This is a genomic window from Phaeobacter sp. JH20_29, from assembly GCF_048056175.1.
GTDB classification, from domain to species: domain Bacteria; phylum Pseudomonadota; class Alphaproteobacteria; order Rhodobacterales; family Rhodobacteraceae; genus Phaeobacter; species Phaeobacter bryozoorum.
Genome location: NZ_JAYMWO010000013.1, coordinates 467,410 through 483,486 on the forward strand (window position 1 = coordinate 467,410; position 16,077 = coordinate 483,486).

15 protein-coding genes are annotated in these 16,077 nt (G+C 58.1%); 1 reads left to right on the forward strand and 14 read right to left on the reverse strand.

What is annotated here, in order from left to right:
* Nucleotides 1-24: 24 nt before the first annotated feature.
* From VWZ85_RS11970 to VWZ85_RS12035, 14 genes are all read right to left on the reverse strand, one after another.
* Nucleotides 25-522 carry a hypothetical protein gene (locus VWZ85_RS11970; RefSeq protein WP_416588409.1) on the reverse strand — a complete coding sequence of 166 codons (498 nt, stop codon included), beginning with the start codon at nucleotides 520-522 and terminating at the stop codon, nucleotides 25-27.
* 57 nt (nucleotides 523-579) lie between these two features.
* On the reverse strand, nucleotides 580-3,042 hold the full coding sequence (locus VWZ85_RS11975; RefSeq protein WP_416588411.1) for a hypothetical protein: 2,463 nt from the start codon (nucleotides 3,040-3,042) through the stop codon (nucleotides 580-582).
* Complete coding sequence (locus VWZ85_RS11980; RefSeq protein WP_416588412.1) at nucleotides 3,039-5,264, reverse strand: hypothetical protein; 2,226 nt, start codon at nucleotides 5,262-5,264, stop codon at nucleotides 3,039-3,041. The genes VWZ85_RS11975 and VWZ85_RS11980 overlap by 4 nt, the downstream gene beginning before the upstream one ends.
* On the reverse strand, nucleotides 5,261-7,891 hold the full coding sequence (locus VWZ85_RS11985) for a lysozyme (RefSeq protein ID WP_416588414.1): 2,631 nt from the start codon (nucleotides 7,889-7,891) through the stop codon (nucleotides 5,261-5,263). Before VWZ85_RS11985 ends, VWZ85_RS11980 begins: the two co-directional genes overlap by 4 nt.
* Nucleotides 7,891-8,328, reverse strand: a complete 438-nt coding sequence (locus VWZ85_RS11990; protein WP_317959855.1) for a hypothetical protein — start codon at nucleotides 8,326-8,328, stop codon at nucleotides 7,891-7,893. Before VWZ85_RS11990 ends, VWZ85_RS11985 begins: the two co-directional genes overlap by 1 nt.
* Nucleotides 8,328-10,511, reverse strand: coding sequence for a hypothetical protein (locus VWZ85_RS11995; protein ID WP_416588416.1), 2,184 nt, complete (start codon nucleotides 10,509-10,511; stop codon nucleotides 8,328-8,330). Before VWZ85_RS11995 ends, VWZ85_RS11990 begins: the two co-directional genes overlap by 1 nt.
* Entirely contained in the window at nucleotides 10,504-11,103 is a 600-nt protein-coding gene (locus VWZ85_RS12000; protein WP_416558223.1) for a hypothetical protein, read from the reverse strand. The genes VWZ85_RS11995 and VWZ85_RS12000 overlap by 8 nt, the downstream gene beginning before the upstream one ends.
* Before the next feature lie 116 nt (nucleotides 11,104-11,219).
* Complete coding sequence (locus VWZ85_RS12005; protein ID WP_416551548.1) at nucleotides 11,220-11,579, reverse strand: hypothetical protein; 360 nt, start codon at nucleotides 11,577-11,579, stop codon at nucleotides 11,220-11,222.
* 3 nt (nucleotides 11,580-11,582) lie between these two features.
* The gene (locus tag VWZ85_RS12010) at nucleotides 11,583-12,014 is read right to left on the reverse strand and encodes a hypothetical protein (protein WP_416551546.1); all 432 of its coding nucleotides are present in this window, start codon (nucleotides 12,012-12,014) and stop codon (nucleotides 11,583-11,585) included.
* A gap of 11 nt (nucleotides 12,015-12,025) precedes the next feature.
* Nucleotides 12,026-13,000, reverse strand: coding sequence for a major capsid protein (locus tag VWZ85_RS12015; protein WP_416551544.1), 975 nt, complete (start codon nucleotides 12,998-13,000; stop codon nucleotides 12,026-12,028).
* A 15-nt stretch (nucleotides 13,001-13,015) separates the two neighbouring features.
* Nucleotides 13,016-13,777 (reverse strand): hypothetical protein, encoded by a 762-nt coding sequence (locus VWZ85_RS12020; RefSeq protein ID WP_416588418.1) that lies wholly within the window; start codon nucleotides 13,775-13,777, stop codon nucleotides 13,016-13,018.
* On the reverse strand, nucleotides 13,704-14,042 hold the full coding sequence (locus VWZ85_RS12025; RefSeq protein ID WP_416588420.1) for a hypothetical protein: 339 nt from the start codon (nucleotides 14,040-14,042) through the stop codon (nucleotides 13,704-13,706). Before VWZ85_RS12025 ends, VWZ85_RS12020 begins: the two co-directional genes overlap by 74 nt.
* On the reverse strand, nucleotides 14,017-15,531 hold the full coding sequence (locus VWZ85_RS12030; protein ID WP_416588421.1) for a portal protein: 1,515 nt from the start codon (nucleotides 15,529-15,531) through the stop codon (nucleotides 14,017-14,019). The genes VWZ85_RS12025 and VWZ85_RS12030 overlap by 26 nt, the downstream gene beginning before the upstream one ends.
* 4 nt (nucleotides 15,532-15,535) lie before the next feature.
* Nucleotides 15,536-15,763, reverse strand: a complete 228-nt coding sequence (locus VWZ85_RS12035) for a hypothetical protein (RefSeq protein ID WP_416588423.1) — start codon at nucleotides 15,761-15,763, stop codon at nucleotides 15,536-15,538.
* Between VWZ85_RS12035 and VWZ85_RS12040 the strand changes: the two genes are divergently transcribed.
* Nucleotides 15,750-16,073: a hypothetical protein gene (locus tag VWZ85_RS12040; RefSeq protein WP_416595470.1), complete on the forward strand. Its 324-nt coding sequence runs from the start codon at nucleotides 15,750-15,752 to the stop codon at nucleotides 16,071-16,073. The two genes, VWZ85_RS12035 and VWZ85_RS12040, sit on opposite strands and share 14 nt — an antisense overlap.
* Nucleotides 16,074-16,077 lie beyond the last annotated feature (4 nt).

Sequence of the window (16,077 nt, forward strand, 5' to 3'; positions counted from 1 at the left end):
CGCCTAACAAATGCACATGTGGCCTTAGGTGAGCCGGAGAGCGGTCACACGAGCGCCATAGGTTGCTCCGGCAACGCTTCCATTGGTGGTGTTGTAGAACTTGAACGACACGGTATTGGCGGCTGAAATCCACGCCTGACATGTCAGACCATGCGCCAGTTCGCCCGTGAGCGCCCACACCAACTGATCTGTGACCACCGCATCCGTAAGGGTCGCGGTCACCACCTCAGAAGCACCAGCTGCAATCGAGATCGGCGAAAGGCTTACCTCGCCATGCAGCACGTTCTGGAGAGTGGCCCCGCCGTCAAATCCAAGGGTGGCGTTGAGAGCAGTGAGGTTTTCAATCTCGCTGGTTCCAAAATTGTGGTTGCCGCCGTCCTTGGCAACGCCTGTGAGCAGCGTCGAACGCTTGACCTTTTTGCTGGGGTTGGTGCCGGCTGAAACGTCGTAGATCACCAGCTCGTCATTGTCGCTGATATCTGCCGCTGAAAGCTCGTTTAGCCCTGTGATCTCTGTTGACATGGTGACCTCATTGAATGACGCGACAATCCGTCAGGACGCCGCGCCACCCAATGCACATCAGCCACCGAGAATATCTGAGAGATCCGGGGCGCGGTCAGGCGTCGGGCTTCCGGGCATCCACCACGAGGAGTTTCCGTCCCGGTTTTCACGCGCTTGAGCCCGTTTCTTGATCTTGGCAGCGCTTTCAGGATCCAGGAGCATCTGCAACTGATCCCATAGCAACCGATCCATGGCAGGGCCGATTGCTGGGGTCTGCCCCATTGGTGTATATCTGCGCCCGATATCCGTGAATTCCTTGGCAAAGTTGGTGTCTTGGCCTGTCGCAAACTCCCAGGCGTTTTTGATGGTCAGGTTCCAGACGTCACCAATGGCCTGCGGAACCGGACCCGCGACATAGGCCGGGAAGCCGCCTCCCCAAGACGCCTGTCCTGTCGACACGATATCGCCGATGATGCCGAAACCGCCGCCCTTGAGTGTTGCTTTGCCCCAGAATGCCGGACTAGTCATATCCATCGGATCATTGCCTTTGATGATCTCGCTTAGCTGGAGAGCAATCCCGCCCATGACGGTTGCCCCGGCAGCAAGGTTCATCGCATACCCGATTTTACCGCTGAGCGTTGGCTGAGCCATTGTGCGCCGGAACTGGTTGACGGTGAAGGTCATCGCAAAGCTCTTGAACATTAGGCCTGATTTCCAGATCTCGTAAGGCAATGTTCCTGGGGGCAAGTCTGTCGAGGCTGGGTCCAGCATCCCTCGCGCCAAAAGGCTCTGGGTGGGAACGGCGAACTCAGTCTGTTCCTCGATCATGCCCTGGACTTTGAAGAAGATCTCATCGGCGCGATCACGTGGCAGGTCCGTGGCTTCTCGCCAGTAAAGCGGATCAACAAAAGTGGCACCATTTCCGGCAGTGAACATCGCCTCTGGGGCAGTCAGCGCGCCCCATTCGCCTTCTGTCAGCCCGGAATCCCGCAGGAATTTCCCAATCGGATGATCAATATCGGCGAGTTTCTTTCCCGCCTGCCCCGCCATCACGCCGCCCATCTCCCACTGGAATGCCATCCGGGCAGCATCGGTCCAGCCAGAGAGCCCCTGAATGCGCATGGAGGCGCTGGAAAGGCGCTCTGCGATCTCTGAGGGCGGGACCTCGCTCTGGAACCGTGCCAAGGCGATACCCGGATCTGCCAGCGTGTCCGCGACCCAGTGCGCGCGCAGCGCCTCTCCCCCGGATAATTCGTTGGCCATGATCTCAACATGCCGACGCATGACATTGGTTGGGCTCGCGCCGACAGCTTGGGCCGCCAGCCTCATGGTGTTCAGGTCCGAAACCGAGGAGATGATTGCCCGATCGAGAAATGCCGACGTCATCACGTGGCGGGCGCTGCTCATGAAGGTCGACACATAGTCCTGAAACAGCGTCTCTGGCATTCCGCCGCCGCTCTCGACCGCGAACATGCGCCGCGCATGGTTACCGTTGCCTTCGACCTTCTGTGGGTCCAGCCCTTCGTCACGCGCGCGCTTCATGGCCAGCTGCTGCTGGTACTCGACACCGAGGCCAGGGTTCGGCCCAAACTCGCGCATCGCCACAATATCCCGGCTCATCTTGTGGACGTGCCCCATCAGGCTCTTGAACGGATCACCCGTGCCGTATGCCTTGTTGTAAGCAATCCAGTCGTCAGAGGCTTTGAAATGCAGGACACGGCTTTCCGCGCGGCGCCGGTAGAGTGCTGAACCCTTTGGTCGGCCATAGACAGCCTCGCGGCTTTCACGGCCATAGGCGATATTGTCGTAGATCTCGCGAAGGAAACGCTCCTGAGTTTTTAGATCCGGCGCCGGTCCACCTTCGGCCTGAAACGGACGGCCGGTCAGGTGGTCTTCGATGCGTGTCCACTCGATGCCCTGATGGATATCTGAGAACCACCGGTCAAACCCAGCCTTTGTGACAGCGCGACGGCTGTGGCTATGAGGGATGCCGTAGTTGTCCAGCTTGCCGATAATGCCACCGGCCTCGTTGAACATGAGCCGCATATCCTCCAGCGCCTCACCCACGCCTTTTGCCAGCGCTGCCGCCGCAGCATCGCCCGTGCTTTCGCCATGCAACTCGGCCAAGAGGTTCCGCATTTGAGCCGGTTTGGTCACATTGCCCAAGAGGTCACGGTGATGATCGCGAAGGAATGAGGCCAGACGCCCGTTGAAGCGACGAACGAGGCCCCGCGCCTTGTAATCCAGATCCTCGACGGTGCGGGTTTGGTGCTTGGCCAGATCCGGGGCCGCAGACACGCCTTGCTGAAGCTTTCGGTTATTCGCCATTTTTGCCTGAAAAACGTGACGTGTCTCGCCCGCCTCGCGCCGGAATGCCTCTTTCACATCCTCTGCCGCCATTGCCTCGGCATTGTTCCTGCTGTGACCCTGGCGCTCGTACCGGTCCCGCAGATCCTCCCACATCCGCTGGGCGCGCTCGCCGCGTTCTCGATCAGCACTGCCCTCGTCAATGGCGTCCTCTACACAATTCCAGAAACTCATGTTTCCCCTCCAGGCGCCATGCCACAAAGATCAATACGGCTGCTGAATTGGTCGCCTTCGTCCAGATAATCCAAGACGTCCTGATCAGTCCGCAACACACGGCCATCCTCGGTCACCATGTCAACCACAGTCGGCCCGTTTGCCTCGATCTCATCACGGAACGATGAGGCGACATTTTGCTGAATAGTGCGGGCTTCCGGGCTGGCAGGATCATCGAACATATCGGTCTGGGCCCGCGCTCCCAGATCGAAAAGCCCATCATCGGCGGCGGCATCGCCACCGCGCATCGGCGCGCCCTGCCGAGCCTCAAGTTGTTGGCGTTGGCTTAGCGGCTCGATGCCGGTGGCGACGACTTGCTCCCCTGCGGCTGTTTGCTCTGTTCGAGTTGCTGGAGGATCTGCTGTCCGCGTTCCGCCCGTGCCTTCTGTGCCGGCGTCGCCGTTGGATCGTCCAGCACCGTCTGCGCTTTGTCCATCATTGCGCGGCGCCGCGGGCGCATCTGGGAAAGGGATTTCATCGAAGGCATCCTCCGGCAGCGGTGCAGTGGCGAGCTCAATCTCGCGTTCTGCGATACGTTCTACCAGATATTCAGCCTCGCCACCACGGGTTTGCAGTTGATCAAGGATTTCAGCCCGCTCCTCCTTTGTAAGGAAGGTCAGACCGTTGCGTTCCAGATACCTGTCGAGATCACGCTCAATCTCTAAGCCCGCGTTGTTGCCGTGGACAAACTCATATTCATTGAGATCAACGAACATCCCGCCTTCGGCCTCAGCACCGGCGGTGTAGTCATCGGCGGGCTTGCCATCACCTTCCCGCAGATAGGCCTCCAGATCCGCCTCTCTTGCCTCGACCTCGGCGCGGGACTGCAACCAGCTGCTGTCTCGATCGAGATCTCGACCAAGCACTTCAAGGAAACCATCCCGATCCAGATATAGGGAGCCTCGCTGAGTGCCTGTTGCCTCAATGATGCCCGGGAATTCTGCTTCCAACTCATCAGCCACCAGATTGTCAAAATCCTTGCGGCCGTTGCGAGAGAACAGACCGGGCATTGTCTTCGGCGTGATGCCGCTGACTTTCAACTCATCTGCGGCCATACCCTCAGGATGGATTTGGAGGTTTTCCCCGCCGCCCTTGTGATTATCGCGAAGAAACTGCGCCAGGGGTCGGGCCGCGCTACGGTCCGCTGCCCTGGCCTCATCGACAGCTGATTGCAGACCAGAGAGAAGATCAGGCTCGTCTGGTGACGCAGCAGGGGCAGCATCTTGGATCAGCGGGGGGCGTTTCGGGTTAATCGGGTTTTCCAGCAAGTACGGTGCCGCCAGCGCCTCGTCTTGCATCTGCCGTATCTTCTCGAAGGGGCGCGGTGTGTCGCTGGTCAGAATATCCTCGACCTGATCAACCATCGCCCGTGCGGTAAATTCGTCATAGCCGGGTATCTCTGGCACCCGGTTGCGCATCTGGAAATAGCTGATGCCACGGGCTCCTCCCTCAACCAGCCCGCCAAGGGCACCACCAGCCACCGCGGCGAGGCTCAGCTGGGTCACAACATCAGGATCCGGGATATCCAGCCGCTCAGCCATTTCGAACTGTGACGGCAAAAATGCGGCTTCAGCTGCGGTGTTGATCATCGCTTCCTGACCAATCGTGCGCCAAATCGAACCGCCACCGCCGCCCAGGGCAAGAAAGGGAAGGTTCTTCACATCCGCGGTGATCCCGATCATGCTGCCTATAAAGCTGGCGACGCCAGATCCGCCGGGCATCATATCCAGCGTCTCGCGCGCATCCTCGTAATCTGCCTGAAGCTCCGCATTAGCCTCTGCGGTGATCACGTCATCTGAGAATTCAAGATCTGCCCATGCTTCGGGCTGATCAGCTGACGCCTCGCCAGCCAGCTCAAACACCACCGCCTCCATGTAGTCAGGCATATGAGACGGGCGCCGGTCCATCATCCGCGTGAATAGTGAAATCGACTGCTCAGATATGCCTTGATCCCGCGCGCGTTGCTCGATCGCTTCGGCACCGAGACGATCAGCCAGCTCCCACCCCTTAGATGCACGGGTTTTCACCGTCGTTCTGCGGGCGATGAAATTGGCATCGTTCTCAAGGCTGGCCACGGTGATTGCGGCGCCAAGGCCATCTGAGAAACCTGACGCCAATTCAACGTTGTCGTTTCTGGCTTTGATGGTCGGCGCTTCGGTCGGCTGGTTGAGAAAGAAGGTCACTCGCTGGCCTCCATGAACTTCTGAAGATCAAAGATCAGAACGTTCCCATTGCCATCCTCAACATCCAGCTTTGCCGCGCCGTTGGTGACCTCCAGACGATACAGGTTTCCGCCGATGGAGACAGGGCGCACCATGTCGTTGTCGACATACCTGCTGGGGATCGGCTCCCCATTGACCGATGGCACTCCGTCGACGCCAGCAGCCGCCCATTTCGCGCTATGATCAGCTGGTTCTGCCCCAAGAACTGCCATACCGATATTTGTCAGGCCGCGCGTGATACGGTTCGGGATGTTTCTGCCTGGCTCTGGATCAGCACCAAACGCAACTCGCAGCGCTAAGTCGACCGAATTACCGGACACGCCAATAGGCAGGAGCGTCTGGTGCCCCATCACGGCCTGAACCCCGCCTGTGACTTCGCCACGCTTGTTTTTCGATTGCCCAAGAACGGTCTGAATGGACTGTTTCATCAGATCGCTTGCGGCATCGGAGGTCGGGTCGATCCCCTGAGCCTGAGAAGCGTAGAGGGCCTTAGCCGCTTCCATCAATTCCGCCTGTGCTTCTATCCCGCCTGAGATACCATGAAATGCTGTCGCAACCTGGCCGTCAAAAGCTGAAATACTGTCCGATTTCGGCGGTAGCTGAACCATGTTTTCGGCGATCATTTGCTGACCTTGCAGGATCTGCTGCGCAACTTCGGGCCGCCCCCCTAAAGCCTGAATTTTGCCCGCGAACATCGTCACTCGGTCGCCGCCGATTTCATCGAACACACGAACTGCATCCTGCCCGAACCCGGCAACAATCGCCCCTGACATCGCAGCCACGATTGCCGGGTCCGTGCCCTTGCCCATCAGCACCCCCAGCTGCTGGGCCTCCTCTTCGCTGAGAAAGGAATTGGTGTCCGTGTATCCGGCAGCGCGTAGCCTGTTCATATATTCCCGCCGCGCAGAAAGAGCGTCCACGAATTTTCCGGGATCCTCTGGTGTCAGGTCCGGGAGCGGCGGCGGCGGCGTTTCCAGAACTTCGGAGGCACGTTTGACAGGATCATCGGCCCAAGCCTTCCGGTTTTCCTTCGCCATTTTTGCAGCTGCATCGGCAACGTCGATTTCCCATTTTTCGCCAACTGGCCCCTCCATGATACGGGCGATTTCTTGCGCCTGCTGATCCGGTGTCATTTGCAGAAACCCAGGGGTGTTGTCCCTGAGAGCCACGAATGCTGCTGCCTCACGGGCCAGTTCCGGGTGTGCCGCGACAGCTGCCGGATCAGACAGGATTTCCTCTCCCTCGGCCTGACGCCCAGCCTTGGCGGCATCAGTGATCAGGTTGAGGGTGTCTTTGACCTCGCTGTTGCGGGCATCTCTCCGCCGCTTAATCAGCGCCTGAGCCGTATCCTCAGCCTTAAGGAACACATTTGCGGATTGCTCTGGGGTCCAAGCTACGCCCGGCAGTGCCTCGCGGGCCTGTAATACGTTGTCCAGGCGCCGCTGAGCGGCATCAATCTCAGATGGGTCACCAGAAGCAATGGCCTCCGCATATTCGCCAGACCAACGCTCCATAAGCGCGCGGGACGAATTGTTTGCGCGCGCCCGGGTCTCGGTGTGCTTTGCGTCCATGATACCGAGACTGGTTTTTCGGGCAGCATCTGAGAGGACGTCCCGCAGATCGCCGGCTACCTCTGGTGCGGCGCCTTTGACCATCTCATCAATGTAGGCCTGCGCGGCCTCTGTGTAGCCTTCGGGGTCGTACTCGTACTGGTTGCCGATATCGTGCAGCGCAATGGATGCCTGATTGATGGTTTCCGCTTGATACGCCACACGCGCAGCGGCGTCATGAGCCTGAAGGATGGGGCCTGCATATGGCGAGAACCGACGCAGCTGAACCGAGCCGTCCCGCGCTCTGATCGAGACGCCGGTTTCGCCCCCTGCCACTTGATCCTGACCGCCACCACCGCTGAGGAAGATATCCGCCTCGCGGTTTCGCCGCTTCCGGTTGATACCGTCGTTGTCGCCACCAAGTCCGCGAATGGCTTCCGCAGCAGCGGCCGCATCACCACTGCGCAGAGCGCCCGCGATCCTGTCTGGGATCCGCCCGTAGTTATAGGCGATCGAGGTCACGGCGGCGCGCTGGCCTTTGGTCATGCTGTTGAAGCGATCGGAGCCGATGGCCTTTTGAACAATTGGCTCAAACTCACCAGACACGCGACGGGCGAGATCCCGCTCGGCATCTGTACGGGACACACGATCACCCTTCTTCACACGACGAACCGTGCCATCTTCAAGCGTGATGGTGTCAGACCCGTATCCTAGCCGGTGTGCGTTTACATCCCAGTAGGTGCCTTCGCGAAAGCCTTCAAATTCCCTCAGCAGGGAGAGCGTATCTGCCCCCTCACCGCCATCCAACCGATCAACGCCACCAGCAGCGGGTGCCATGTTCCCGAAGTCCTGGCGCGCGCGCTGCCGCCCCAGCTCTTTTCCCTCGCGTTCCATCTGCTCGACGGCCACCGGTGCTGTCCGGTCGTAGAGGTCATTCAACCCATCTGCCAAAACGCGGAAAGTCGCGCCTCCATCTGGCGCGACCTGTCGAAACTGAGAGATTGGATTGCTGCGAACGATCTTCTTGATTTGAGCCATTATCCGCCACCTCGGTTTGTTCGGTAATCGTGGAGGTCAAAAAGCGATCCACCCGCTTTAAAGCCCCCCTTCCAAAGGGAGGCGCGCGCTGCACTCCCTGCATTACGTCCGCGCAGGCTCCAATCAGCGGCCTCCGAATTGCGGTTGCCAACACCAACCCTGCGTTCGCTATCGCGGACACGGCGCAACTCGTTCACCACCTCAAGGGTGCCGACATTGGGCCGTTGTTGGTTCGCCCCGAAGGTTGCCCGCATTGAGCCCAATTCGCCGTCCAGGCCTTCCCTGTGGCCGGTGTCCTCCTGCAAGGCGCGTGTCCGCCCGATGTATGAATTGATGCGCGCGTGTTCCTGCTCACCCTTTGCCTGCTGATAGCCCGCGATGCCTGTTGCCCCTGCTGAGGCTGCACTGAGCATCAGTGTTGCTGATACCGGATCCATTACGCTTGCACCCTCTGACCTGTGGCCAGCACCCGAAATGGGCCGGGCCGACGTTTTGCCACCTGAATGAACGGGTGATCTCTGTTGCCGTAAATCGTGAACCGCCTGATTTCAGTCCGCGGCTTGGGAGGCTCGTCAAGGTCATCACCAATCCGATACGCCTGCACCGTCTTGGTCTTGCTGTTGCAGGTGACCTCGTAGCTCAGGGTGCCCTGGACTGAGACGATGAATTGCAGGACTCGCGCGGTAAGCGTTCCAATCCGAGGGCTCTCAATGCTCTCGACCGGCCACGGCGCCAGCTCACATTCGAAATTGAAGCCGATCTGACGTTCGCCAACGACGGAAGCGCCGGGATCTACCGTGCCGTCGGGCTGAACCACGAAGTCGCCGAAATCCCACCCCTCAGCGTAATAGGAGATGGTTTCACCGATCAGATGGGCCGCAGATGGGGATGAAACGATGATGGTTTCACCGTTCGCGGTGAGGTTCTGACCATTTACGGTCAGCAACTGTGCATCGGTCGTGTCATCGGTCGTGGTCGCGCAATCAAGGAATGCCTCGTCAGAAAAGCGCTCCAGAAAGCGTGATGTTGTGCCGCCGACGTCGCGGTCAACGATGGCCCAGTAGCCGCCAAAAAGCGGGGCAACATTGACGAAACGCCCATTTGTGACCCACGGGGCAAAGCCCACTGCCTCATCCCTGATGCTCTGTTGCCAGGACACCGCCGCGACTGTGCCGTCTGCGTTGACCACAAACATGAATTTCTCCGCAGCTGGAGAACGGAGCGCCGGGCCACACAGCGCGCGCGGTGTTTTGATGAGGTGATCGTGATAGGTGGTCATCCGTTTGACCGACCATTTCAGATACACGTTACCATCGAGAAATGCGGCGGAGATCCCCTCGCCCGACGCATCCACAAACATGATGCCGTCTTCGACCTTCACGGGTTTGATCTCATTGCAGCCGGTGTCATCCACCAGAACCGGGTTGAAGGTGCTTGGAGAAATCACCCCGTTGTCGCGCGCCGGCACATTGTAGACACCACTGTCCGAGAACAGGATCAGGTCACCCATATTGACGGCATGAAGCCACCGGGGCGCGCCATCGCCGACCTGCCGCAGGATTGCGTCATCATCCTTGGCGCCTACGTTCCAGTCCTCGATCCGTCGTGTAGAGGACAGGCCAACCGCATCAGGGACTTGCGGAAAATCGAGAAACACCAGCCGCCCGGCGACCTGCCCGGCAGACCCAGGGTAGCCCCGCAACGGAGACATCAGCGGTTCATCCCAAACGGGTGAGGGAAATGGCGCTGCATCCGCCTTTGTCGTGATCACCGACGCTCCAGCAGGCCCTGACAATTCCTCGCCCACGTCTGGGCCTTCAAAGAACGTGGTGGTGACCACCTGAAGCAGGTTCCCATTGAACCCAACGATCAGCCCCTGAAAATTGGTATCATTGCCGGTCACCGCTTCGCCGACGCGAAACACGGTTGCATCGTCAACGCCGATTTCGAAGCTGGGGGGCAGCTGGCTCACCACCGTGCCCCTCAGCACTGAGGCATTCGTGCGACCGGTGATTTCGATTTCACGTGAACCGTAGCGGATGCGCTGGCCGATGTAGGCATTGGTCCAGATCGGCTTTGCAGCCCGGATGGTGATATTTCCGGTTGCAGCTGAGGGCTGGATTGGCGCGTCTTGCACATACGCCCAATACGGCTGCGCAAGCTCCCCGCCCGCAGTTTCTGTGAACGCAAAATCCGAGAACGCCCATGCGCCGTCGTCATATGAAAGGATCCAGACCCCATCGGTTCTGTGGCCTAAAACGACCTTGTTCCGAAACGGGCTGATCCAGACCTCTTTGCCGACCGTCCAAGGGACAGGAGAAACCGTGTGGACCAAGTCCGCGCGGTCATCCACGATCTCAAGAGAGTCGTCGTTGACGATAAGGCCGAACCGCAGACCGCTTTCCGGCCGGATCTCCTCGACATTTTCGGCTGTGCTGAGCATCCGTTCAAAGAAGGTGCCGGGGCGAGCCTCAGCTGTACGAGATGCCAACCCCTTCATGTTCAACGCCGACCGGACCGACTGCTGGCGCAACTCCAGATCATCACCTTCAAGGAAATCCTCGCGGACCTCCATATAGGTGAAGCTCCGCTGCATGATTGTCTGTTTCAGCCTAGCCACGGCGACCTCTCCGGGCCAACGCGATCGGGCCTTTCTTGTAGGGCGGTTGAGCCGAGCGGGCCTTTGATGAATTGGTACGCGCACGCTGGAAGTAGGTTTCCGCCTCTTGCTCCAGCACCGCGGCGTCTCCGTATTCTTCCTTGATCGCGCGGGAAATCACCGCCTCCAGTTTCTTCTGGACGCCCCGAGAAAAGTTGGCCGACCAGAGATCTTGCCCAGGGGCATCGACATACTCGATCACGCACCCATCAGGGCTGTTGAGATAGACATAGGCGCCATCCTGAACCCATGGGACTTCGACGCGGCCGCAGGTTGGATCTTGCAGCCAGAGGCGGCGCACGTGCAGTGCGTCGGATGGGATCAAGAAGCCGTCATCATACCCGAAGAGGCCATCTTTTCGGGTGATCAGCGTGGCCTGCTTCCTGGTGAAATAGTAGTTTCCATCCTCCAGCTCAGACTCAACGATACCCGGCCAGTTGCGGGCAAGGGTCTGAAATTCAAGAGAGCCGTCATTCTCGACAACGATCTCCTCCTGCCCTTGGGCCAAGAGCGCGGCATTCATGATTTCGAGCATGGAATATTGGTGCGACATGGGCGGATATTCCGCATCGCCTGTCGGCCACCAAATGCACAATCGCAAAAGGGGCCACCAAAAGGCAGCCCCTCGCATGATCCTCCTGACCTTTGGAGGAGTTCAGAATTGGAGGATCAATCCTCGTCGTCGAGGATCTCCACTTCATCAAGCTTCCGCTCGATGAGTTCGATCACCTCGGAACGCTTCATCTGTTTTTGGGTTTTCACCCCCAGGTTCAGCATCATGACCTTGAGCTCCTGCATCGAAAGATCAGACAGGTCAGTTTCTACCTTCACCTTCTGCGGCTCTTGATCGGGCAGGATCCGATACATGCCACCAGATTGCCGGATGTTCTCCAAGGCTGTTTGATATGAAACCTCAAGGGCGCCAGCAGCCTTGATCGCTTTGAAGTTCTCGCGCTGTTCACTGTGGGTCGCGGCTTCCCCCTTCGCGCGCCAGTCGGGGTTGGAGCCAATTTTGACCATCTTGGGCATTGCTTAAAACTCCTTCGAAATATGGGCGCCAAACCCAATAGACGGCGACGTTCCCGACACATCCAAGTGCAGGTCGATGTACTGGAACTGCATCCGGTTTTTCTCAGACCGAGCGCGCATCACCAGCTGGTCTCCAGCAACCGTGTCCACGGTCTCAACCGGTACGGTGCCTGCATCACCGAGTTCCAATGTGTCGAGGATCACACCGTCAGAACGATCAGCCTGGTTGGACCCAATCAGGCGATAGGTATAGGATTCGTTACCTGCCGAAACCTTGCAGCTTTCGATGTTGATCACGCAGATGAAATCCGTGGCGGCCGCGCCACCTTGGTCCCACTGAACACCGATATAGCCATCAGCGGTTACAGCTGCTTCACCAAGCTCACGCTTGATAAGACCTGGGGCCGCGTCGATTGCGAACATTTTCATCGTCATCATTCTGCTCCTTATTTCACGATAGGCGCATTTGCGATGGAAGAGAGACGCAGAGCGCCGAAGGGATCCTCCACAGTCATGCCGACGTCATGCTCGATGTTTGTCCGGTACCAGACACCACCCTCGGTGAGGCCCATATCTTGGACTTCCATCGGGCTTTGTTCGATGGCGCAAACACCCGTTTCATCAAAGCGAACCGGATAGATTGAAGAAGTAGCAGCAGCGCCGCCGCCGAACCCGACCTCATTGAAGGGCAGGAATTCGCCAAACTTTGAGACGCCATATCCGGTGAAAATACGGATACCGCGGTAATAGACCTGCTCTTCGCCAAATTCCTGCGGCTTGACCTGAATATATCCGCCAACATTGGTGTCACGCTGGGCGGCCGGGAAGCGGTCCTTGATTGCTTTTGGCATGATCAGCGCGTTACAGCCTTCGACCAAACCAATCGCACGGTCCAGCTGAGAGAGAGACAGCGCGCCGCCGCCTGAAGCCTGAGAGTTTGCAACGACACGGCTCATGTAGTTGCTGCCATCTACCGAGGCGCTACCGGTTCCAACGGGGCGCAGGCGCGCCTTGAGGCCGGTAAACTCACGCGGCTGCGACTGGTTGTCACCAAACATGAAAGTATTGGCCCAGATCGACGCCTTCTTTTTGATCTGCATCCGCTCTTCAGTGGAGCGACGGTCGGTGCCGTGACGGGCGATCAGGCGGCGATCAACATCAATGTTGCCCGCAATTGGGTAGGTTTGTTCTACCCGATCAACCAGCAGACCGTAGCCAGCGGTAGGTTCTTCGTTCAGAGCGCGAAAGCCCATATTCTCAGGAAGGGACGCTTCTTCCTGATAGCGATATGCGCCGGATGGTGCAGATTTGAAGGGGATAACGCCCATGAAATCGACTGCTTCAGGAAACAGCTCGATGGTTGCGCGGACCTTCAGATCCTCTTGCCCCTTTGCGTATTCGGGAAGGGTGTGAACAGTCATTCAGAGGTCTCCTGGTTACTTTTCGGCCTGCTGATTGGCCATTTTCAACCGCTCAAACGGAGACATGTTTTCGGTGTCTGCGCCTGTTGGTTGGGCGGGAGTAGTTGAGGGGCCGCGCGGGCGGAGCAATGTCTCAAGGGCTTTGACTCCTGCGGCGGTGGTGGTGGCGGCTTTCAAAGCGCTGGCCTGATCGGCCGGCAGTTTTGAATCGATGGCTCGGGAAATGTTTGAGATGCGAGCGTCAGCACTCGGACCCAATGATTTATGTTCAGAGATCGAGGCTGAGTAGATCTTGGAAAACTCGGTGGCCTGATATTTTGCCAGCACACTGAGCAAATCCCCGGCAGCGCTTTTGGGTAGGTTGTGCTTGTGCATCATGCCGCCCAGTTCCTCAAAAACTGGGGCAAGATCCGGATCGTCTGTCTTCAGCTCGAACTTGAAATCATCGGGCAATTCCAGTTCGCCAAAGTCGATTTCGTCGGGTACGGCGAATTCGTATCCTGTGGCATCCTCAGGAACGTCGGCCAAGGCTTCCTGATGGATGGCTTGCGCGGACGCCATCTCTTCGTAATGAGCGCCGAAACCCTCGAAGTCAGGACCGCCGTCGCCGCGAAACTGTTCAGGAATGAATGAAAAGTCAGGTTGAGCCGACGAGGGCGCCCCCGCTGGCGGATCACCGGCAGGCGGGTCTCCGGCCGGAGGATCACCCGCGGGGGCGCCCTCGTCGGCTGGTGCCAGTGTCGGTCGAATGTGCTTCCAATGCTGCATCAATTTCATCGCTCAAGATCCTCCTAAGATCGAGAGGAATAAAACTTTGAGCGTTACTTGCAGCCAATGCACCTAGATCATTGTCCACAGGAAATGTTCGTTCTAGGGTGGATTTTTCCAGCAATTCCAGAACTATAGCACCTTCATCGGTTCGAAATACTGCACGAACCGCTTCAACGGCTTCACTGGCAAGATCCCTGCGGCCGAGACGAAGCAGCATGTTGATGTAGTCGATGATCGGCCCAGGCTCACTGATCCTGCGTGGTAGTACCATCTGCGGGCCCCTCCTTCACTACAGTCAACTCATCACCAGAAACTCGGATATGGTTCCTAAGAGTTGCTGGAACGTCGACATACTCGCCCATCGCTTCACCGAAGACTGCAAATCCGGTGTCCAGATTTGACTTCGAAACCATCACTTTGTCTTGGTTCTGGGCTTTTTGAAGCGGCGAAACCGGTTGAACTGAGATGACGTCCTCGTTGTGGGTTAGCTCGGCATCCAGCTTACCGTCATCCACAGCGATTTTTTCAACGCGCTGGATGAAGGGGAGAAAGAACTCTTTCCACAGAGGTGCAGAGGGCTTTCCGATCCGCACCTGAACCCTGCGCCGCTCGTCAATCCACTGCGACGCTGTGGGCGGGGTATCGCCGCGCTGACGCGGGCCATCTTGGTAAAACCTCTCGCGAAGACGCTCTTCCAGGCGGTCTTCGGAGAAGAACCCCATATCGAGGTTCACGCCGCGCTGAAGTTCAAAAATCTGCTCTCTGGTGAACCCTCTTGCCGCAGGATAGGCACGGCCTGCTTCAACACCCTCCGACATATCAATGAACCCGTCGTCAGCATAGATCAGCGTGTTCTTAAGGGATTGATCAAGCCCATCCAACACGGCTTCATCCACGGCATTGTAGACCCGCATATCTGGGAGTGCTTTCCAGCCAGGCCCGCGCCCCCAAGGGCGCTTTGGTTGCGGATTAAAGCGCCCGACGAGCAATGGGCAGGACCCGGCCAGCGGGCCAAGTTCGATAGCGGTAGGCGGTGAAACCCGATTTCCATCAATGGTCACTTCGCATCGCCACCTTGGGTTTCCGGGATCTTCCCAGTCGACCCAGAACCCCCAGCACACCTTGCACATCGCACCAGGCTTTTTGATCTTGTCCTTCAGCTTCGGCTGTTCCAACGAAATATCTTCCCACCCATTGAACAACGCGGGAAGTGTGGACGCGGCAACCATTTTCTCTCTGAAACGGTCCAAGATCCCGAGATGGCCTTGAACAATCAGAAGTTCGTCAGGGGGCACAGTTTCTACAAACAGAGGCTGAGCGAGATGCCCCTTTTCCACCCACATCGCGACGGTGCCATGGTTCGCCTCGAACATAACCTGAGGTGAAATGTCGTTGTAGTTCGACCCTTGGATCAGATCAAAGATCGTCTCTTCCCGCTCTGAAACCAGCTCCAACACCTGCTTAGCGGCATCCTCTGGGACCGGCGCGGTAACAAGGTAATCCGTCCATCGTGTCTCTGAGGGCGTGAAGTATGTGACGAGATCAGATGCAAAGTCCGTCGCCAGTTCTTCAGGGAGAGAGATAAAGGTTTCCGGTTCGTCTTCAGTTACGGAGAAGGGTGTCCGCGAGAAGTCCTTCTCACGACCAGGGCAGATGAAGGAGTAGATCTCCTCGATCAACGGCCGCGCTGCATCCCGCCATTTCTTGGCAGCAGCGTATCGGGTACTGAATTCTTTTGTCGGTTTGAATTGTGCTGACAAGGGTTCACCGTTCCCGGTTGGGCTTGGTCACAGCCTTGGGTTGGGGTGTCGGCGTCCCGCCTGTACCGGGCCGCCCGAACATTGAGAGGGATTGCAGGCCATAGACGCCACCGAGATCAGTGGTCAGACCTTCAGCGGTGCCCTGGGCGGCGCGGCGGTTTTCCAGAAGAGAGATGCGGCGATCACGGGTGCGCGCCTTCCGATCCTCTGGATTTTCCTTGTTCGACTTCATGGATCACCTCTGCATTGCACTGCTGCAAAATCCGGCGAAACCCGGCTGGCGTATATGCACGTTTGCCGATCAGGGCGGCGCATTGGGTGACACAGTTCATGGGACCGTGAATTGGAACCGCAAACTCGGCGGGTTCATAGGTCATCCGATAGATGGTCGAAGATCGCTGGTATCGTTCGGCGAGGAGTTGATTTACCTCGTCATGCAAGTGGGTGATTTTGAGATTGGTGAGGTGTCGGCCCGGGTCGAAGAAGAACCATGTTTCGTCAATGGTGAACCCGAATGCCTCGACATGGCCAAAGGCGGATGACCAC